The sequence below is a fragment of the Chryseobacterium gotjawalense genome (genome assembly GCF_030012525.1).
Classification (GTDB): domain Bacteria; phylum Bacteroidota; class Bacteroidia; order Flavobacteriales; family Weeksellaceae; genus Kaistella; species Kaistella gotjawalense.
In genome coordinates this window covers 198025-215954 of record NZ_CP124855.1, presented here as the reverse complement: position 1 = coordinate 215954, position 17930 = coordinate 198025, and the positions used below count along the sequence as shown (strand labels likewise).

The following is a 17930-nucleotide window of genomic DNA, read 5'->3' as shown; positions in this document are numbered from 1 at the left end:
ACGGTGTGAACAGTGTGAACACTTATAATTTTAGATATTTATTAACTGCACCTAATGAAATATGTAACTCTGCTGCAATGCTTCTTTGTGAGAATCCTTTTTGACTCAATTCTTTTGCTTTCTCAATAGTACTTTCACGGTCTTTTTCTGAGAGTTCTTTTAGGTGTTCTCTTTCAGTTCCAAAACTCACAAATTCAAACTCAAGAAAATTGAAAGGCTTTTGAATTTGATATACAACTACATTTTCGGTATCGTAAATTATCTCCGTGTTACGGGCTTTAATCTGCTTCACATATCTTAAATGTTTATCAGTATAACTCTCTCCAATTGTGAAGCAACTATCTACAAAATTGATAAGCATTTTACTGCCTTGCAAGTCATTGCGTGTTATTGGTTTTGACAAATCTCTTTTCGGGGTGTGTGCGAGGGCTAAAATAGAGAGGCCGTATTTGCTTTTTAAGGCTTTCAAATGCTTCATTAATGGCAAAGCATCTCTTGCCTTTTCGGTTTCATTTTTAAGATATGTAAGATTGTCAATAATGAGAATTTTCGAACCTGTTTCAGTAATACTTTGCTCTAATGATTTATTTAGATAACTTTCAAAATCACTGCCCTCAGGTATTTCAGCATCAGGATTTATTTCTACTCTTTTAAAATTAAAATCAAAAGTATAATGCTGTTCAAATGTTTTTTCAGCTTCATTCTTTACGGCATATCTAATCTCAAACTGCTTTGCTGAAAGTTCAAAATCAAAATATAAGACTGGTTGCTTTTCCGCTTCCATTTTAAACCCTGAAATACTTTTGCCTTTACTTATACTATCCGCAATCTGTACGGCTAAAATTGACTTTCCTAAATTAGTATCAGCAAACAAAATACATAGTTCGCTATCGTGCCATAACTCACCAAATAACATCAAAGGTATAGGGCTGCTCTTTGCTTCCTCTATCCATTGGTTAGCAGTCTTTACTTTAAAAATACCTTTATTCTCTTTTTGTAATTCAAGTTCATTCTGAAATTCAGCAATATGGTTTATAACCGTCTCAGGTTTATTAAGGTCGTTAAATTGTGGCTGTATCATTTTGTATTGCTTTTAGAATTAATTAACTCAGGATCTACACTATAAAATCCTGCTCTGTGCTTTGAAATAGGGCAAAAACCCATTCTAACTATTGCAATACTGTTCTCTCTTTGCCATTGTGCTACATAACGGCAAATATTAGCCCTCAAAACCTTTGTTTCAATTGAAACCATTAGCATTGTTTTAGGCTTCTCAGAAAAGGACTTAAAAACCCTTTTCATTTGTGCCTTAAATTGCTTATCTTGCACTTGCCTTTTCTGTGGTGCTGTTATACTATCTCTCATAGTTCAGCACTTTTTTTGTTTTTAGACAAATACAAATCTGCCTCTGCTTCAATTTCTGCAGAGGTCTTTTTCTTACCATTTCTCAGGTATTCCGTTAATTCTGTTAAGGAAAAATACAGGCGTTTGCTCCGCTTCATTACAGGCAGTTCACGCTTAGAAACCTTGCTGTACATTGTAGGTACTGAAAGGTTAAGAAATGCTGCTGCCTGCTGAATAGTTAAAAACTGTTCCGGCTGTTCAGTGTGCTGCTCTTTAGAAATAAGCAACTGTCTAAGTGCGCTAACCTCTTTGGTTAGATTGGTTACCGCTTCGGGTAATTGTTCAAATGATAAATTCATTACAAAGTATTTTTGATTGTTATACTTTGCAATGATATTAGGGTCTTTTCAGGGCATTTTTGGGTAATACTCCCAATTTTACGCCTATTCTAATTGTTGGTAATAGTTTTCTACTGTTTCAGTGAATTGATGAGCAGTATAGCGCTCTCTACTCTCTTTAGAATTAATGTTTAAAGTATTTAAATTTCCCTTTATAGCACGACTGCTGTCTTTGTCGCAAATAATACCTGAGACCAATTTATACATACTTTCTTTAGTATGGCAATATTTAAGTAAAAGGTGGTTAAAGAATCCTAAATAATCTAACATTGCAACCGCATAAGGCAAACCTTTTTCTGAAATTTCTTCAATAATTCTTCCCTTGCTTTTGTCGCTTAATTTCTCAACTTTTTCCAAATTATTAAAACCGTACTCCACTAATGAGGAATTAAGTTTTTTTGCTTTTGTATCTTTTAGCTGAGGTTCTGCCAGACTTTCACTCATTGCCTCCGTTTTATCCTGTTGTACAGGCAATGCAGACTTATACAATTTTTCGTACTCTAATAAAGCTTTAACCCTATTGTAAAAAGTTGGTGCAGAATCAATAACCTTTGTTTTATAATTCTCGTTATTGAATACGTTTAAAAGATTGTTTTTTAATTCCTTTACACTTTTCTCAGCAAATTGTAAAACCTCCTCAATTTCGCTCTGAAAGGTAGCTGCTTCTAACTTCATTTTTTGCTGTTCAATAATCCGTTTTACTTCACTGTGCCGGTTATCAAATTCAAAATCCTCAACCTCTTTTTTATAGTGTTCTAAGAAATTAGTAAAGGAGGAAAAATTAATGTTTTGATATACAGCTTTGCCGGTTAACAATTGTACAGCCTCTTCAAAACTTTCAACCTTTACCGGTTTATTGGAAATATAATCAACCTCATCATCCTCTTCAAAAAATTTAAAGTATTCGTACAACTCACGGTCTAAATCGCTAAAAAATAAACCAAAGGAAAAGTAACCCTGCCAACGTGTTTTAATCCTGTAAATAATATATTGGTTTTTGGCCTTTTTTATTTTTAATAAATCCTGCTCATCAAAGTTCCGCTGCAACTCTAATAAATCACCTAAGGCATTAAGGTTAACTATTGGCGTGCTAATGTCTGCAATGTCATAAAATTCTATTTTCTCCCTTATTGGTACAATAATACTTGCTTCTACAACAGGCAATTTTTCTAAAAAATCCTTATGCAAACTGTCAAATTTCGCTTTGTCCTTAAAATGCTTTGTTGGCCTTAACTTATTTTGCTCTGCTCTAATTTCGTTTACCTCATCAATTAAATGCTGTTGGCTTAAAAAGTAATCTGTTTGACTGTATAGATAATCTATAAAATCAAATAAGTTTTGTACTGCTTTTGTTATCATTTGTATTTTATGCTTTTTATTAAAAATCTAACTTAATATTTCCTGTTGCTTTTCTTTTGGCCTCATCTACAACCTTTGCATAAACCTGAGTGGTTTTTAAATCTTTGTGGCCTAACATCTTTGAAACCGTGTAAATATCTGTACCGTTAAATAATTGCAAGGTTGCAAACGTATGTCTGAAATTATGAAAAGTAATATCTTTAGTAATGCCTGCTGCACCTAACCATTGCCCTAAATGTTTGGAATGATAAGCAGTATATCTTAAACCATCAAATACAATACTCTTTGGCTCTCTAACCTCACCACAAAGACTAACAGCCTGCTCAGATATTGGCAGATACTCAATACCCTCTGTTTTTTCCTGCTCAAACTTTAAGAAATAACCTTGCCCCTTTACAAATTCAATTTCAGACCAAGTTAATTTTTTAATATCTGAATACCTCAACCCTGTTAAGGCAGAAAATAAAGCAGCACGCTTTAATAATTCATTATTGCAAGGTGTTTTTACAAGGTTGTTCAGTTCCTCAATAGTTAAATACTCTCTCCTTGTTTCTTTGGCCTTAATTGGGCTTATTTTAGCGTTTAAATCGTTCTGCAATATTCCATCTTTATAAGCCTGTTTCATCGAGGCTTTAACTTTATTGAAATACGAAACAGCAGAATTTTGAGAAAGTGTAACCTTAATCATTTGTTTGCTTTTAATACTTTTTGTTGTTAGCAGATATTCCTTAAAATCCTCTAAAAACTGCTCATTAAGTTTACTGAACGGCAAAACTCCTTTAGTAAATTGTTTGAGGTAATTATAAGCAGAAATCCAATTATCGTGGTTTGAGGCTTTACGCTTATCTGCTAACTTTTTGAAATACTCAACAAAATTTTGCTCACCTGCTGCTTTCAACCTCAACTGTTCTTTTTCGTAATGGCTGTAAATTTCAGGTTTATTGATAAAGTTATTTCTTTTCTGTCTAATGCTCTCAGCAATCTTTAACGTTTCCTCATTATGCTTTTTTTCTGTTGAGGTCAATGGTTTCAAATCTTTTTGTAACTGCTCTATAACTTCCTTACTTTTTCCTTTACTCTGCATTTCTTTTTTAAGTTCTGCCTTATCAATAAATAAGTAAAGCCCTAAAAACTCCCTCCGTGTTGGCTCACCTGTTTCTGCATTAATTATTGGTGGGTAAAAATCCAAATACAAACTTTTACGGCCTTTTGAAATTGTCTTTTGTCTGAGTGCTACTTTTGTTGCCATTGTGTTTTATGCTTTTGTGTAGTTAGTGTAGATAATGTAGTTTTAAAAACAAACTTATTTTTAATCAATTAATTTATTCAGCTCAGACTTTTTAATCCTTGTTAATCTCTCTGCGAGGTTTACGCTTTTTAATTTCCCGTTATCAATTAATCTGTAAACCGTGCGAACCGAAAATCCTAAAAGTATTGCAGCTTCTTTTGCCGTTAAAAACTCTTTTGCCTTTATCATTTCAATTGGCTCAGCCTCTTTTTTGATAATATCAATTTTAGCAATCTGTATTTTCTCATCTCTCTTTTTGGCTTTATAGCCTCTTTGGTTGCATTTATGACTGCAATACTTTGTTACGGTTGTTTTGGCCGTAAATATCTCATTACAGTACTCGCATCGCTTTTGTATCTCAATTTTACTTGCCATTAGTATCTTTAAATATCTTTAAGTGTAATTAAGTGTAATTAAGTGCCATAATCTCACCTTTTAGCTTCTAATTTTTGTACCTCATCTATCAAGGTACAGTAAAGGTACAAATTTAAACATAATATAGCAAAATATCACAAAACAATTAGTAAGTTTACACAAATAAAAAAAGCCCCATTAATAAGGCTTTATAATTGTTTATATCGGTTTTGTTATTGTTTGTTTTGTGGGTGTTACTTTCCGATACAAAACTTCGAAAAAATATTCCCCAATACTTCATCATTCGTAAACTCACCGGATATTTCACCCAACTGTTCCAACGCATTTCTCAATTCATACGCTAACAGTTCGGTGTGAATGCCGGAACTCACCGCCTCCTCCACCTGAAGCACTGATTGCAGCGACTTCCGCAGTGCGTCGTAATGTCTTTGATTGGTGATGATCACATTGCTTTCCTGATCTTTTAAATTTTCTACATAATCGATCAGGACTGTTTTTACGGCCTCAATTCCCGTTTGATCTCGTGCGGAAATCCTTAACAATTCATCACAATAATCCGGAAACAATTCGAGATTTAAGGTCGAGTCAAATTCGTTTGGAACTTCGTCGTTCGTCAGATCCACTTTATTGTGCACCAACACAATTTTCAGATCGTCGCGGTGGAATTCCTTCACAAAAGCAATCACTTCTGCGGTCGTAGAATCCTGCTCATCGTAGAGATACAAAAGCACTTTCGCGGAGGCAATTTTCTCCTTCGCTTTCGTTACCCCAATTTTCTCAATAATATCAGTGGTTTCCCGCAGTCCGGCTGTATCCACAAAACGGAATGCTGTACCTTTCAGATGAATCACTTCCTCAATGGTATCACGGGTCGTTCCTGCAATTTCCGATACAATGGCGCGTTCTTCTTTCAGCAAAGCATTCAAAAGCGTTGATTTTCCGGCGTTCGGTTTCCCGATGATGGCGACTTCTACTCCATTTTTAAGGGCATTCCCGTACTGGAAACTCTCGATCAGAGCGCTCAGTTTATGCCGAAGATTCAGCAGCAGTTTATTCATGGCGGTGCGGTCTGCAAATTCCACATCTTCTTCCCCGAAATCCAGTTCCAGTTCAATGAGCGAAGTGAAATTCAGTAAATCATTTCTCAAGATCGAAATCTCATTTGTGATTCCGCCTTTCAACTGATTCAAAGCCACTTTGCGCGAGGCTTCATTTTCTGAGGCGATCAGATCAGCGATGGATTCCGCCTGCGCCAAATCGATTCTGCCATTCATAAAAGCACGCATGGTAAATTCACCGGCTTTCGCCAACCGTGCGCCGTTCTTCACCAAAACTTCCAGAATTTTCTTGGCAATATGCGGCGAACCGTGAAAAGAGATTTCCACCACATCTTCTGTCGTAAAGGTTTTCGGCGCGAGAAAAACAGAGACCATCACTTCATCAATAACCTCTTCGGTATTGTTGGGTGTTGGATGTTGGGTGTTGGATGTTTGATGATGGGTGACGGACGATTCATTCTGAATGATGAACTGCTCAACATCTTCCGTCTCCGGTCTATCATCTATTATCTTTGTTCTTTCCTCTTTTTTCTTTCCTCTTGCCTCTCGGCTATTCCCGTCCACAATATAGCCGTAATGCACCGTATGCGACGGTACTTCTTCCAGATTTTTTCCTTTAAAAGTTCTTTGCGCAATTTTCACAGCATCCACGCCGGAAAGTCGGATAATTCCCAAAGCGCCCACTCCGTTTGCAGTCGCTATCGCACAGATCGTATCTTGATTCATGCTGCAAAATTACGGAATTATTCCTATTTTTCGGGACATTATAGCTATTGCCTGCAACTCCTTATCCATTCGCCTGAACACCCATTCATCCCTCATAATATGATCACATAACTCTTCTTTAACAACCCGTTTATAACTTTTCACAGATCGCACATCTTTAAAGTATGATGCGCATTCATGCATCATTGCCCATTGATATCTCTTTTATATCTGTTCACAACCAGCCATTACTAACTACCCAATCATTCCGCGCTCAATTGAAGGACGCTTGTCGCAACCTGTTCCACAAAAAAAGCCATCTCTTTCGAAATGGCTCTAATTTTATAAAAAGTCTTGATTATTTTAAAAAGACAACCATCAGGTACGTAAGTCCTGCCACGAAGGCTGAAATTGGAATGGTTAAAATCCAGGCCCAAAGCAAACTTACCGTGATTCCCCAGCGAACTGCAGAAACCCTTTTGGTAACTCCTACTCCAATAATAGCACCGGTAATGGTGTGGGTAGTAGAAACCGGAATTCCGAAATGTTCTGAAATGAAAAGGGTGATCGCTCCGGCGGTTTCAGCGGCAACTCCTTCCAGAGGGGTTACTTTTGTAATTCGGGTACCCATGGTTTTTACAATCTTCCAGCCACCACTCATGGTTCCTAAAGCAATCATTAAAAATGAGGTAAAGGGAACCCAAAAATAATGTTCTACAAAATAGTTGAACTGGTGGGTGCTGTCTAAAGCGAGGTAAACAGGATCCTGTAAGGTATGGGTGTGATGAAAAATAACGGCTGCTCCGATAATTCCCATTACTTTCTGTGCATCGTTCGTACCATGTCCTAAACTGAATAAGGCCGAAGAAACCAACTGTAGTTTCTTGAAGACATTATCCGCTTTACGGGGACTGGATCTTTTCGACACATTGACGATAAACAAAGTGATCAAAATGGAAATCGCAGAACCAATCAATGGTGCTAAGAAAATAAATAAAAAGATAGGAATCACTTTATCATACCTGACCACATCCTGCGTAAAGAGTTGCTTAAAGGACAGAATCAGCTTCTCAAAGACATCCAGATTCGGCTGAGCCAAAGAGATAAGATGATAATCAGTCACCAAAGCATGCATTAAAGCTGCTCCTAAAAATCCACCGATCAGGGTGTGCGATGATGAAGAAGGAATCCCAAACCACCATGTTAACAAATTCCAGGCGATGGCGGCCACTAAGCCCGCAAAGATAACTTCCAGATTAATGAAATCGGTATTCACTGATTTGGCGATGGTATTCCCAATCTTAAACTCGCCGATTACATAGGCAGCCAGAAAAAAGGCTGCAAAATTCCATACGGCGGCCCAAAGAACTGCCTGGAAAGGGGTTAAAACTTTTGTTGAAACGATGGTCGCAATAGAGTTAGCGGCATCATGAAATCCATTGATATAGTCAAAAATCAGGGCTAGTACAATGATGATGATGAGTAGAATCGGTAAATCCATTCTTTTGTTTATACTGAATTAGGGAATAGATTAGGCGTATTTAATCAAAATACTGTCAATCGTGTTGGCTACATCTTCGGCTTTGTCAGTCACTGTTTCCAGATATTCCAAAACTGATTTTACCTTAATAATCAATAATGCATCATTGGTCTCAAACAATTTCACGATCGCCTGGCTCAAAACGTCATCAGCGATATTCTCGAAAGAGTTAATTTTAATACAGGATTCTTTAACGGCTTTCGGATCTTTGAAATTGTTCAGGTTTTTAAGGGCAAGCTGAACTTCGAGACATGATTTGTAAATCAACAGCGTAAATTCTGTGTAAGCAGGATCCAGAGGCGCTTTATACAAATAAATATATTTAGCAGAAGCGTACATAAAGTCAGCAATATCATCTAACCCACTGGCCAAATGACTGATGTCTTCTCTGTCAAACGGAGTGATAAAATTCTCTCCCAGCTGTACGAAAATCTCATGAGTAAGATCATCCATTCGGTGTTCGTAATCACTCATGTGCTGCAACATCGTATCATCATTGATATCAAAATCGAGTAGACTTTCGTGAAATTCTTTTGACATCGCTACCAGTTCTTCAGCAACTTTTTCAAACAGTACAAAAAACACTTTGTCTTTCGGCTGGAACATTTTAAAAATATTTCCGATTCCCATTATAATTCTTTTAATTAGTGGTGCAAATTTCCGAAAAAGACTGATAGGTTTCTCATTTTTATATTAAGTTTTATTAACATACCGAAAATACTTCCTAACAAAAGAAAAACAGCCTTAATAATAATTAAACTCTTTGACAGCAGAATTGCCGCTACCACACCAATTGATGTTTCATAGATGATCTATGGATCGTTCATGAGGAGATCATTAAAAAAAATTGAGATGCTGTTTAAATTTATTTATAGAATACAAGTAAAGGCACGATTGTCTTGCTCAGTAAATTGTACCGCATGCTTATCTGCAGGAGTAAACCATTATTACAAAACCGTGTTTCATCAAAAATCCCTGCCCGGATTCATAAAACATCAACCAAAAAAAAAAAACAGTCCCATTACTGATAATGGAACTGTTTTGTATTGAATAAGAAAGAAAAATTAGTTAGATTCTTCTGCTCTCATGTCTTTTCCTTTAAACTTCTGAGTTTGTAATCCTTTAAGGACTTCGTCTTTAAATGATTTTTCTACTTCAAAGAATGAGAATTTCTCTAAAATTTCGATATTCCCAATATCTGGTCTTTTTCTTGATTTTTCAGTAGACTTGTTGATGATTTCAAGCATGTCAATTTTTTTCAAGTTGTCCCGTTTTCCTAAGTTAAAGAAAAACCGTACCATATCTCCATCATTTCTTCTAGGTTTTCTGTCTCTGGATTCGCCTCTGTTTCCACCATCTCGTTCTCTGGAATCACGGTTTCCACCATCGCGGTCTCTTCCACCATCTCTGCTTCCACCATCACGGTTATTACTGAAACGGTTTCCGCTATCTCTTCTGTCACCTCTGTCGCGGTCTCTGCCTCTTCCGTCGCGGTCTCTGCCACGGTCTCCGCCCCGATCATCGCTGTTGAATTTCTGATCAACCAAATCGTCTTTATCTTTATAGTAAAGCGCCATGTCTCTCAACTGCAACTGCAATAACTGGTGAACCAATTCTTCTTTGGTAAAAGCTGATAAATCCGGAATCAACTCATTGTCGAATTCAACAAGATTTTCATGCTCTGTAAATAACTTTTCGAATACGCCGGCAACCTGTGCTTCGATAATCTTTTTACCCGTTGGGATTTTTTTCTCAACGATTTCAATCTTGGTAGACTGTTTAATCTGCTTTAACTTTCTGGATTCCTCCGGTTTAATTAATGCAATTGAAATACCGTCTTTTCCAGCACGGCCTGTTCTACCACTACGGTGAACAAATACTTCAGGATCATCCGGTAAAGAGAAGTGAATCACGTGGGTTAATGAATCTACATCTAATCCTCTCGCCGCAACATCGGTTGCCACAAGGATATCGATGTTTTTCAAACGGAATTTCTTCATCACTGTATCCCGTTGCGCCTGAGATAAATCACCGTGAAGTGCATCTGCCGCGTAACCGTTCTGCATCAAAAAGTCAGCGACTTCCTGAGTTTCCATACGGGTTCTACAGAAAAGAATTGAATACTGATTTGGATTTGCATCGATCAGTCTTTTCAAAGCTTCTTTTTTGTTTCTGTAACCCACCACGTAATATTCGTGTTTGATATTTTTCTTCACCTCATTTAAAGAACCCACAACAATTCGGTGAGGATTCGTCAAATAGTTTTTAGAAATTCTTTCCACTTCTCTATTCATCGTTGCCGAAAATAAGAAAGTTTGTTTGGTTTCCGGTGTTTCGTTTAAAATAGTTGCCAAATCATCTTTGAAACCCATTGATAACATTTCATCAGCTTCATCAAGCACCAACCACTGGATTTCAGAGAAATCAAGGGCTTTTCTGTTGATCAGGTCAATCACCCTACCTGGCGTCCCCACAATAATCTGTGGTTTGTCCCGTAGCGATCTGATTTGATCACTGATACTGCTTCCACCATAAACTGCTGTAGTTTTGATGTTCCGCATGTATTTCGAATAATTAATAATGTCTTTGGTAATCTGCAAACAAAGTTCTCTGGTTGGACAAAGCACCAATAATTGGATTTTGCGACTCCCGTCGTCAATCATATCCAAAATCGGAAGCGTAAACGCTGCTGTTTTGCCTGTTCCCGTCTGCGCAAGTGCGATTAGATCGCGTGTATCTGTAGAGATAAAAGGAATAGTCTGTTTTTGGATTTCTGTTGGGCTAATAAAGCCCAGTTCGCCAATTGCCTTCAAGATTTCAGGGCTTAAATTGGTCTCCGTAAATAAATTCATGTAAAAGATCGTCTATAAATTGGGTGCAAAGATACGTTTTTTATTTATCATAATTATATCGATGGTTTATTAAATTATTGTTAATAATTACTTTGCGCGATTTTGATCCATTAAACTCCTTATAATAAAGTCTTTCCGCTCAACGAAAATATGTATTCAATTTCTCAAAACGTTTTAAAAAATATAGAATTCTCTTTTAATTTAGACTAAAAACCCCTCACAAATAACGCCAATTTGAAAACATACGGTCTGATTTTTCCATTCACACATCACCGTCAACGATTACTTGTTACCTCATGTTCTCTTGTTCTCCTGTTCACATGTTTACTTCCTCCATGTTCACTTCCAAAAAATATTCTTTAAATTTGCACCATTCAATTATGGAACACTTACATTTAAAAACCGCCGCTTTTCATACTTTAGGCTGCAAACTCAATTTTGCAGAAACCTCAACCATTGCCCGTCAGCTTACTGGTGCCGGTTATCAGAAAGTAAATTTCGATGAGCCTGCTAACGTGTACATCATCAATACCTGTTCGGTGACCGAAAATGCAGACCGCGAATGCAAGTTTCATGTAAAGCGCGCCATGAAAGCCAATCCCGATGGTTTGGTGGTTATTTTAGGATGTTATGCCCAGTTGAAGCCGGAAGAAATTTCCGCAATTGAAGGCGTTGATTTGGTTTTAGGAGCCAAGGAAAAATTCAATATTTTGAGTTACCTCGATGATTTGCAGAAATCAGAAAACCACGGAATCATTCATTCCTGCGAAATTGACGAAGCCGATTTCTTCATCGGAAGTTATTCGATTGGGGACCGAACCCGCGCTTTTTTGAAAGTACAGGATGGCTGCGATTACAAATGCACCTATTGCACGATCCCTTTAGCCAGAGGAATTTCCCGCTCCGACACCATAGAAAATGTCGTAAAAAACGCCACTGAAATCGCCCAAAAAGGAATTCGCGAAATCGTTTTAACCGGTGTGAATATCGGCGATTACGGAAAAGGTGAATTTGGAAATAAAAAACATGAACATACTTTTCTGGATTTAATTTCAGAATTAGACCTGGTGGAAGGCATTGAAAGAATCCGAATTTCATCTATTGAACCGAATTTATTGAAAGACGAAAGCATAGAACTGGTGGCGAAAAGCAAGCGTTTTGTGCCTCATTTCCATATTCCTTTACAGAGTGGAAGCGATGATTTATTAAAGAAAATGAAACGCCGGTACCTGACGGATATCTACGCTAACCGGGTGGCAAAAATCCGGCAGGTGATGCCCGATTCCTGCATCGGTGTTGATGTCATCGTAGGATTCCCGGGAGAAACAGAGGAGAAATTCCTGGAAACTTATAATTTCCTGAATGAATTACCGATTTCTTATCTCCACGTCTTTACCTACTCTGAAAGAGAAAATACAGAAGCTGCAGAAATGCAAGGTGTCATTCCGATTCCTGAAAGAAAGAGAAGAAATAAAATGCTGAGAATTCTTTCAGAGAAAAAGAAAATGGCTTTCTACGAAACCCAGCTTGGAAAAACACTTCCTGTCCTTTGGGAGCACGAAAATAAAAACGGAATCATGTTTGGCTTCACCGAAAATTATGTGCGGGTACAAAAGCCGTTCGATGAAAATTCTATCAATCAAATAGAAATTTTAAAGCTCAAAAAAATATTGGCCGATGGAACAGTTTCTGTATTCCCGGCTTTTGAGGAATTTCTGGCAAAAATTTAAATACAGTTTAACAAAATTTAAACAGGCTCTAAGTTTAAGAGCCTGTTTAAGTTTTAATGCTATTTTCATTTTGCACCCGTAAGAGCCCCAAACCGCAACATTCATTTCCAATTTCCGAAGAAAATCTTAATTTCTCTTCATGCCTTAATGTTTAAAAATAAACGATCAGACCAGTTTTTTTTTTACCGCAAAAGAAGCAAAAGTTTTATCTTAATACGTTTTTCAAAAGACGGCAAAAGGCGGTGCAAGTTATTTTTTTAACCACAAAGTCACAAAGTCATATCGTTATATTTATTTTTATGCTGCAAAAAAGTTCATGAAGATTTCCGCGCAGTAACTCACGAAGAAAATCTTAATTTCTCTTCATACCTTAATGTTTAAAAATAAACGGGTATACCAGTTTTTTTTAACCGCAAAAGAAGCAAAAGTTTTATCTTAATACGTTTTTCAAAAGGCGGCAAAAGGTGGTGCAAATTTTTTTTTAACCACAAAGTCACAAAGCGATACAGTTGTGTTGAAATTTTTTATGCCGCAAAAAAGTTCATGAAGATTTGTGTACGGTCAACTCCGAAGGACAGCTTAATATTCTTAATTTCTTCATCACAGCTTAATGGTTCAATTTTCAATGATTATTTTCAGTTTTTTTTAACAGCAAAAGAAGCAAAAGTTTTATCTTAATTCGTTTTTCAAAAGGCGGCAAAAGGTGGTACAAATTATTTTTTTAACCACAAAGTCGCAAAGTCAACAGTTATCCTGAAGTTTTTATGCTGCAAAAAAGTTTATGAAGATTTCCGCGCAGTAACCCACGAAGAAAATCTTAATTTCTCTTCATACCTTAATGTTTTAAAAATAAACGCTCACGCCAGTTTTTTTAAACTGCAAAAGAAGCAAAAGTTTTATCTTAATTCGTCTTTCAAAAGTTGGAAAAAAAGTTGGTCCAAAATTATTTTTTAAACCACAAAGTCACAAAGTGATACAGTTGTGTTGAAATTTTTTAAGCTGTGAAAAAGTTCTTGAAGACTTGTGTACGGTCAACTCCGAAGGACAGCTTAATATTCTTAATTTCTTCATCACAGCTTAATGGTTCAATTTTCACTGATTATTTTCAGTTTTTTTTAAACCGCAAAAGAAGCAAAGTTTTATCTTAATTCGTTTTTCAAAAGTTGGAAAAAAGTTGCTGCAAATTATTTTTTAAACCACGTAGTCACAAAGTCAACAGTTATCCTGAAGTTTTTATGCTGCAAAAAAGTTCATGAAGATTTCCACGAAAAAGAAAATCTTAATTTCTCTTCATTTCTTAATGTTTTAAAAATAAATGCTCACGCCAGTTTTATTGTAACATCCTTCCTTCTAAGAAAACAATTTTAAACTGATAGGTCAATTATGTTTAAAATAAATGTAAACATTCATCATTTATTTTGTCGGTTTATTATTTTCCCATATCTAAACTTTCGAACATATTCGGGAAATACATGAGCAAAATAAAATAGAAAATAATCATCACGACAATCACAGCGATTGCAATGAGTACGATAGGCGCAGGTTTATTTTTATCAGTTGGTTCCATGATTTGTAAGTTAAAGATTCCCTTATTGAGCATCAACTTTTACACCAGATTGATCAGGCATTTCTGTCTGCGCTTTTTCCATTGGAATTTTAGAAAACCGAGGTTGCAGAATCTTTGCGATTAAGCCCGTCCAGCCGGTTTGGTGCGACGCTCCTACTCCACGGCCGTTATCACCATTAAAATATTCATAAAATAAAATGTAATCCTTGAAGTCAGGATCTTCCTGAAATCTCGGATATTGCCTGTTAAAAGGACGTTTTCCGTTTTCATCCATTAAAAAAATCGCAGCTAACCGTTTGCCCAGAAAATCTGCAATCTCATCTAAATTCAAGTAATTTCCGCTGCCAGTCGGGCATTCTACTTTAAAATCGGGACTGTAATAAAAGAAGAAGCGCTGCAGACTTTCAATAATTAAAAAATTAATGGGAAACCAAATGGGTCCCCGCCAATTGCTGTTGCCGCCAAACATATCGCTGTCACTTTCTGCCGGGAGATATTTCACAGTATAATCGGTTCCGTCTAAATTAATATGAAACGGATTTTCTTCATATTCCTTTGATAAAGCCCGCACGCCATAGTCGCTCAGAAATTCTTTTTCATTCAGCATTCTTTCCAGCAGTTTTTTCAGCCGGTGGCCTCTCAATAAAGAAAGTAAATGTTTGGAATCGCTGCCTTTTACTTCCCAGTGGGAAACGAGGGCAGCCAACTTCGGTTTGTTTTTTAAGACCCAGTCCATTCTTTCTTTGAAAGCGGGTAATTTATTGAGCATTTCTTCATCGATTACCTCTACGGCAAACATGGGAGTCAAACCTACGATGGTACGGATCCGCATAAACATATTGGTACAGTCTTTCAGCTGCAGCGCGTCATAAAAAAACTCGTCCTGATCATCCCACAGCGAAAAATCATTTTCTCCCATATTGTCCAGTGCATTGGCAATACTTAAAAAATGTTCAAAGAATTTGGTGGCCATATCTTCATATACTTTATTATACAAAGCCAGTTCCATAGCGATTCTCATCATATTCAGTGAGAACATCGCCATCCAGCTGGTACCGTCGGCCTGTTCTAAATTCTCCCCATACGGCAAAGTTTCATTTCGGTCGAAAATTCCGATATTGTCTAAACCCAGGAAACCTCCTTCGAAAATATTATTTCCATTATTGTCTTTTTTATTGACCCACCAGGTGAAGGTCATCAATAATTTCTGAAAAACTCCTTCCAGAAATTCCAGGTCAGGTTTTCCTTTGAGGACTTCATCAATTTTAAAAACCCTGAAAGCGGCCCAGGCATGAACCGGCGGATTGACATCGCTGAAATCCCATTCATACGCCGGCAACTGACCGTTCGGATGCATAAACCATTCGAGGGTCAACAGTTTCAACTGCTGTTTGGCAAAATCAGCATCGATAATGGAAAAACTTAAGGTATGAAAGGCCAAATCCCAAGTGGCAAACCACGGATATTCCCATTTATCGGGCATTGAAATGATATTCAGAGAATTGAAATTTTCCCAGTTTTCATTTCGGATATGTCTTCGGGATTTCGGGGGTGGGATTTCGGAAGGATCACCTTCTAACCATTTTTCAATATTGTAATGGTAAAACTGTTTGCTCCACAACATTCCGGCGAACGCCTGCCGCTGTACTAATTTTTCATCAGCGGTTTTTACGCCTTTCTGTACCTCTTTATAAAAATCATCGGCTTCTGTTTTCCGTTGTGAAAAAACAGAATCAAAATCTGCAAACGGCTGCTCAAAATCCCGGTCGCATAAGCGGAATTCGAAAACCTGCGTCGCATTTGCCGGGATTGTTTCATCGATAAAGAAGGAGGCCTTGGTGCCATTCTTTTCATTATTAATGGAGTTTTCATTTCCATTAATAATGAAATCATTGATGCCGTCTTTGCAATATTTCCCGGCATTTACCGACTGAAATAAGCGCTGATAATTGGTTTCATTGTCGCAAAAAAGAACGTCAGAAGATTGTTTAGCGTAGATATTTTTTATGGTTAATTGTTGATGATTAACCGCAATCTGATCCGAATTTACCGCGTTTAAATGAGGCCGGTAACCGTCATAACCCCAACTCCAGGTATTCCTGAACCAGATTGTGGGCAGAAGAATCAAAGGAGCGTCTTGCGACGATTTATTGGTCACCGTAATTTTGATGAGTATGTCTTCGGGAGAGGATTTGGCGTATTCAATGAAAATATCAAAATATTCATTCCGGTCAAAAATCCCGGTATCGATGAGTTCATATTCCGGATTTTCTTTTCCGGCCTGTTCATTTTTAAGGATTAAGTCTTCGTAAGGAAAAGCGTTTTGGGGATATTTATACAACATCTTCATGTAAGAATGCGTGGGCGTATTGTCTAGATAATAGTAATATTCCTTCACATCTTCGCCATGATTGCCCTGACTGTTGGATAACCCGAACAGCCGTTCTTTGATCCTATCGTCTTTTTTGTTCCAAAAACCTAAGGAGAAAACGAGCAGTTGTTTATCATCACAAATGCCGCAAATTCCCTCTTCACCCCAACGGTAAGTTTTCGCTTCGGCAGAATCATGGTTGGTATAATCCCACGCGTCACCATCAGCGCTGTAATCCTCGCGAACCACTCCCCATTCCCTATTGCTGACGTAAGGACCCCATTTTTTCCAGGCAATATCGGGGAGTCTTTTATTTTCTTCTATCATCTTATTTTGAGTTTAAAAGCCAATTAATATGTAGAAATTCTTCAGAGTAAGAAACAATGATTATGCAATGAGAAAGGCAGTTTTACCGATGATGAATCACCTCATGAAAAATCTTGATTTTTTACAATCCTCACAAAAAGGAAGAAATTTACCCGCCCGTTGAGAAAGATTCGAAGGTGGTCATTCCTCCATCGATAAAGACACTTGCTCCAGTAATATAATCTGCCAGATCGCTCGCCAGAAAAACCGCCAGATTCCCAATATCCTTAGGCTGACCAATTCTGTTATACGGAATCAATTTCAGCAAAGAATTTAATTCCTCCGGTGTTTGCCACGCATCTTTATTGATTGAAGTCTGAATCGCGCCCGGACAAATGGAGTTCACGCGGATTTTATCTGCCCCATACTCCTGCGCCAACGTCTGCATCAACATCCTGATTGCCCCTTTACTGGAAGCATAATTGGCATGACCAGCCCAAGGAATAATTTCGTGAACGGATGAAATATGAATGATTTTTCCGCAGGCGACCGAACGGGAGGGATCAATTCCTCTTCTAAGAAATTCTTTCACAGCTTCCCGGGCGCATAAAAACTGACCGGTTAAATTAATCCCAATCACGGCATTCCACTGATCCAAAGTCATTTCGGTAAACTTCGCATCTTTTTGAATTCCGGCATTGTTGACTAAAATATCAACGGTGCCTAATTGTTTTACAACCTCCTGAAACATTTTGATGACTTCGTCTTCTTTGGAAACATCGCATTGGTAAACGATTCCTTTTCCTCCTTTATCAGTGATTTCTTTCAGAACGGCAGTTGCTTTTTCCAGGGAACCTTCCGAGGGATAATTAATGACAACCTTAGCGCCTGATTCTGCCATCGACTGCGCAATTCCGGCTCCGATTCCGCTGGAAGAACCTGTGATAATGGCGACTTGATTTTTAAGAGAAACTTCCATAGCATAAGTTTATTATTTAAAAAATAAAGAATAGAAACTATCGAGCCAAATTACGCCG

General features: G+C 37.4%; 14 protein-coding genes. 1 reads left to right on the top strand and 13 read right to left on the bottom strand.

Features of this window, described 5'->3' with window-relative positions; genetic code table 11:
• Positions 1-22 precede the first annotated feature (22 nt).
• The 10 genes from QGN23_RS00915 to QGN23_RS00870 all read right to left on the bottom strand — a co-directional run bounded on the left by QGN23_RS00915 (position 23) and on the right by QGN23_RS00870 (position 10919).
• Positions 23-1081 (bottom strand): AAA family ATPase, encoded by a 1059-nt coding sequence (locus tag QGN23_RS00915; RefSeq protein WP_282905174.1) that lies wholly within the window; start codon positions 1079-1081, stop codon positions 23-25.
• Positions 1078-1365 carry a hypothetical protein gene (locus QGN23_RS00910; protein ID WP_282905173.1) on the bottom strand — a complete coding sequence of 96 codons (288 nt, stop codon included), beginning with the start codon at positions 1363-1365 and terminating at the stop codon, positions 1078-1080. The genes QGN23_RS00915 and QGN23_RS00910 overlap by 4 nt, the downstream gene beginning before the upstream one ends.
• The gene (locus tag QGN23_RS00905) at positions 1362-1703 is read right to left on the bottom strand and encodes a helix-turn-helix domain-containing protein (protein ID WP_282905172.1); all 342 of its coding nucleotides are present in this window, start codon (positions 1701-1703) and stop codon (positions 1362-1364) included. Before QGN23_RS00905 ends, QGN23_RS00910 begins: the two co-directional genes overlap by 4 nt.
• Before the next feature lie 84 nt (positions 1704-1787).
• The gene (locus tag QGN23_RS00900) at positions 1788-3101 is read right to left on the bottom strand and encodes a hypothetical protein (protein WP_282905171.1); all 1314 of its coding nucleotides are present in this window, start codon (positions 3099-3101) and stop codon (positions 1788-1790) included.
• Positions 3102-3120: 19 nt separating this feature from the next.
• On the bottom strand, positions 3121-4350 hold the full coding sequence (locus tag QGN23_RS00895) for a tyrosine-type recombinase/integrase (protein WP_282905170.1): 1230 nt from the start codon (positions 4348-4350) through the stop codon (positions 3121-3123).
• A gap of 60 nt (positions 4351-4410) precedes the next feature.
• Positions 4411-4764, bottom strand: coding sequence for a helix-turn-helix transcriptional regulator (locus QGN23_RS00890; protein ID WP_282905169.1), 354 nt, complete (start codon positions 4762-4764; stop codon positions 4411-4413).
• Between the two features lie 233 nt (positions 4765-4997).
• The gene (mnmE, locus tag QGN23_RS00885; RefSeq protein WP_282905168.1) at positions 4998-6548 is read right to left on the bottom strand and encodes a tRNA uridine-5-carboxymethylaminomethyl(34) synthesis GTPase MnmE; all 1551 of its coding nucleotides are present in this window, start codon (positions 6546-6548) and stop codon (positions 4998-5000) included.
• Between the two features lie 337 nt (positions 6549-6885).
• A complete protein-coding gene (locus tag QGN23_RS00880) occupies positions 6886-8028 on the bottom strand; it encodes an inorganic phosphate transporter (protein ID WP_282905167.1) in 1143 nt (380 codons plus the stop codon).
• Between the two features lie 30 nt (positions 8029-8058).
• Entirely contained in the window at positions 8059-8697 is a 639-nt protein-coding gene (locus QGN23_RS00875) for a DUF47 domain-containing protein (RefSeq protein WP_282905166.1), read from the bottom strand.
• A 434-nt stretch (positions 8698-9131) separates the two neighbouring features.
• A complete protein-coding gene (locus QGN23_RS00870) occupies positions 9132-10919 on the bottom strand; it encodes a DEAD/DEAH box helicase (protein WP_282905165.1) in 1788 nt (595 codons plus the stop codon).
• Positions 10920-11299: 380 nt separating this feature from the next.
• Between QGN23_RS00870 and mtaB the strand changes: the two genes are divergently transcribed.
• Entirely contained in the window at positions 11300-12649 is a 1350-nt protein-coding gene (gene mtaB, locus QGN23_RS00865) for a tRNA (N(6)-L-threonylcarbamoyladenosine(37)-C(2))-methylthiotransferase MtaB (protein ID WP_282905164.1), read from the top strand.
• 1429 nt (positions 12650-14078) lie between these two features.
• Here the strand turns inward: mtaB and QGN23_RS00860 are convergent.
• From QGN23_RS00860 to QGN23_RS00850, 3 genes are all read right to left on the bottom strand, one after another.
• A complete protein-coding gene (locus QGN23_RS00860) occupies positions 14079-14216 on the bottom strand; it encodes a hypothetical protein (protein ID WP_282905163.1) in 138 nt (45 codons plus the stop codon).
• Between the two features lie 22 nt (positions 14217-14238).
• A complete protein-coding gene (locus tag QGN23_RS00855; RefSeq protein WP_282905162.1) occupies positions 14239-16914 on the bottom strand; it encodes an MGH1-like glycoside hydrolase domain-containing protein in 2676 nt (891 codons plus the stop codon).
• A gap of 148 nt (positions 16915-17062) precedes the next feature.
• Entirely contained in the window at positions 17063-17872 is an 810-nt protein-coding gene (locus QGN23_RS00850) for a glucose 1-dehydrogenase (RefSeq protein ID WP_282905161.1), read from the bottom strand.
• Positions 17873-17930 lie beyond the last annotated feature (58 nt).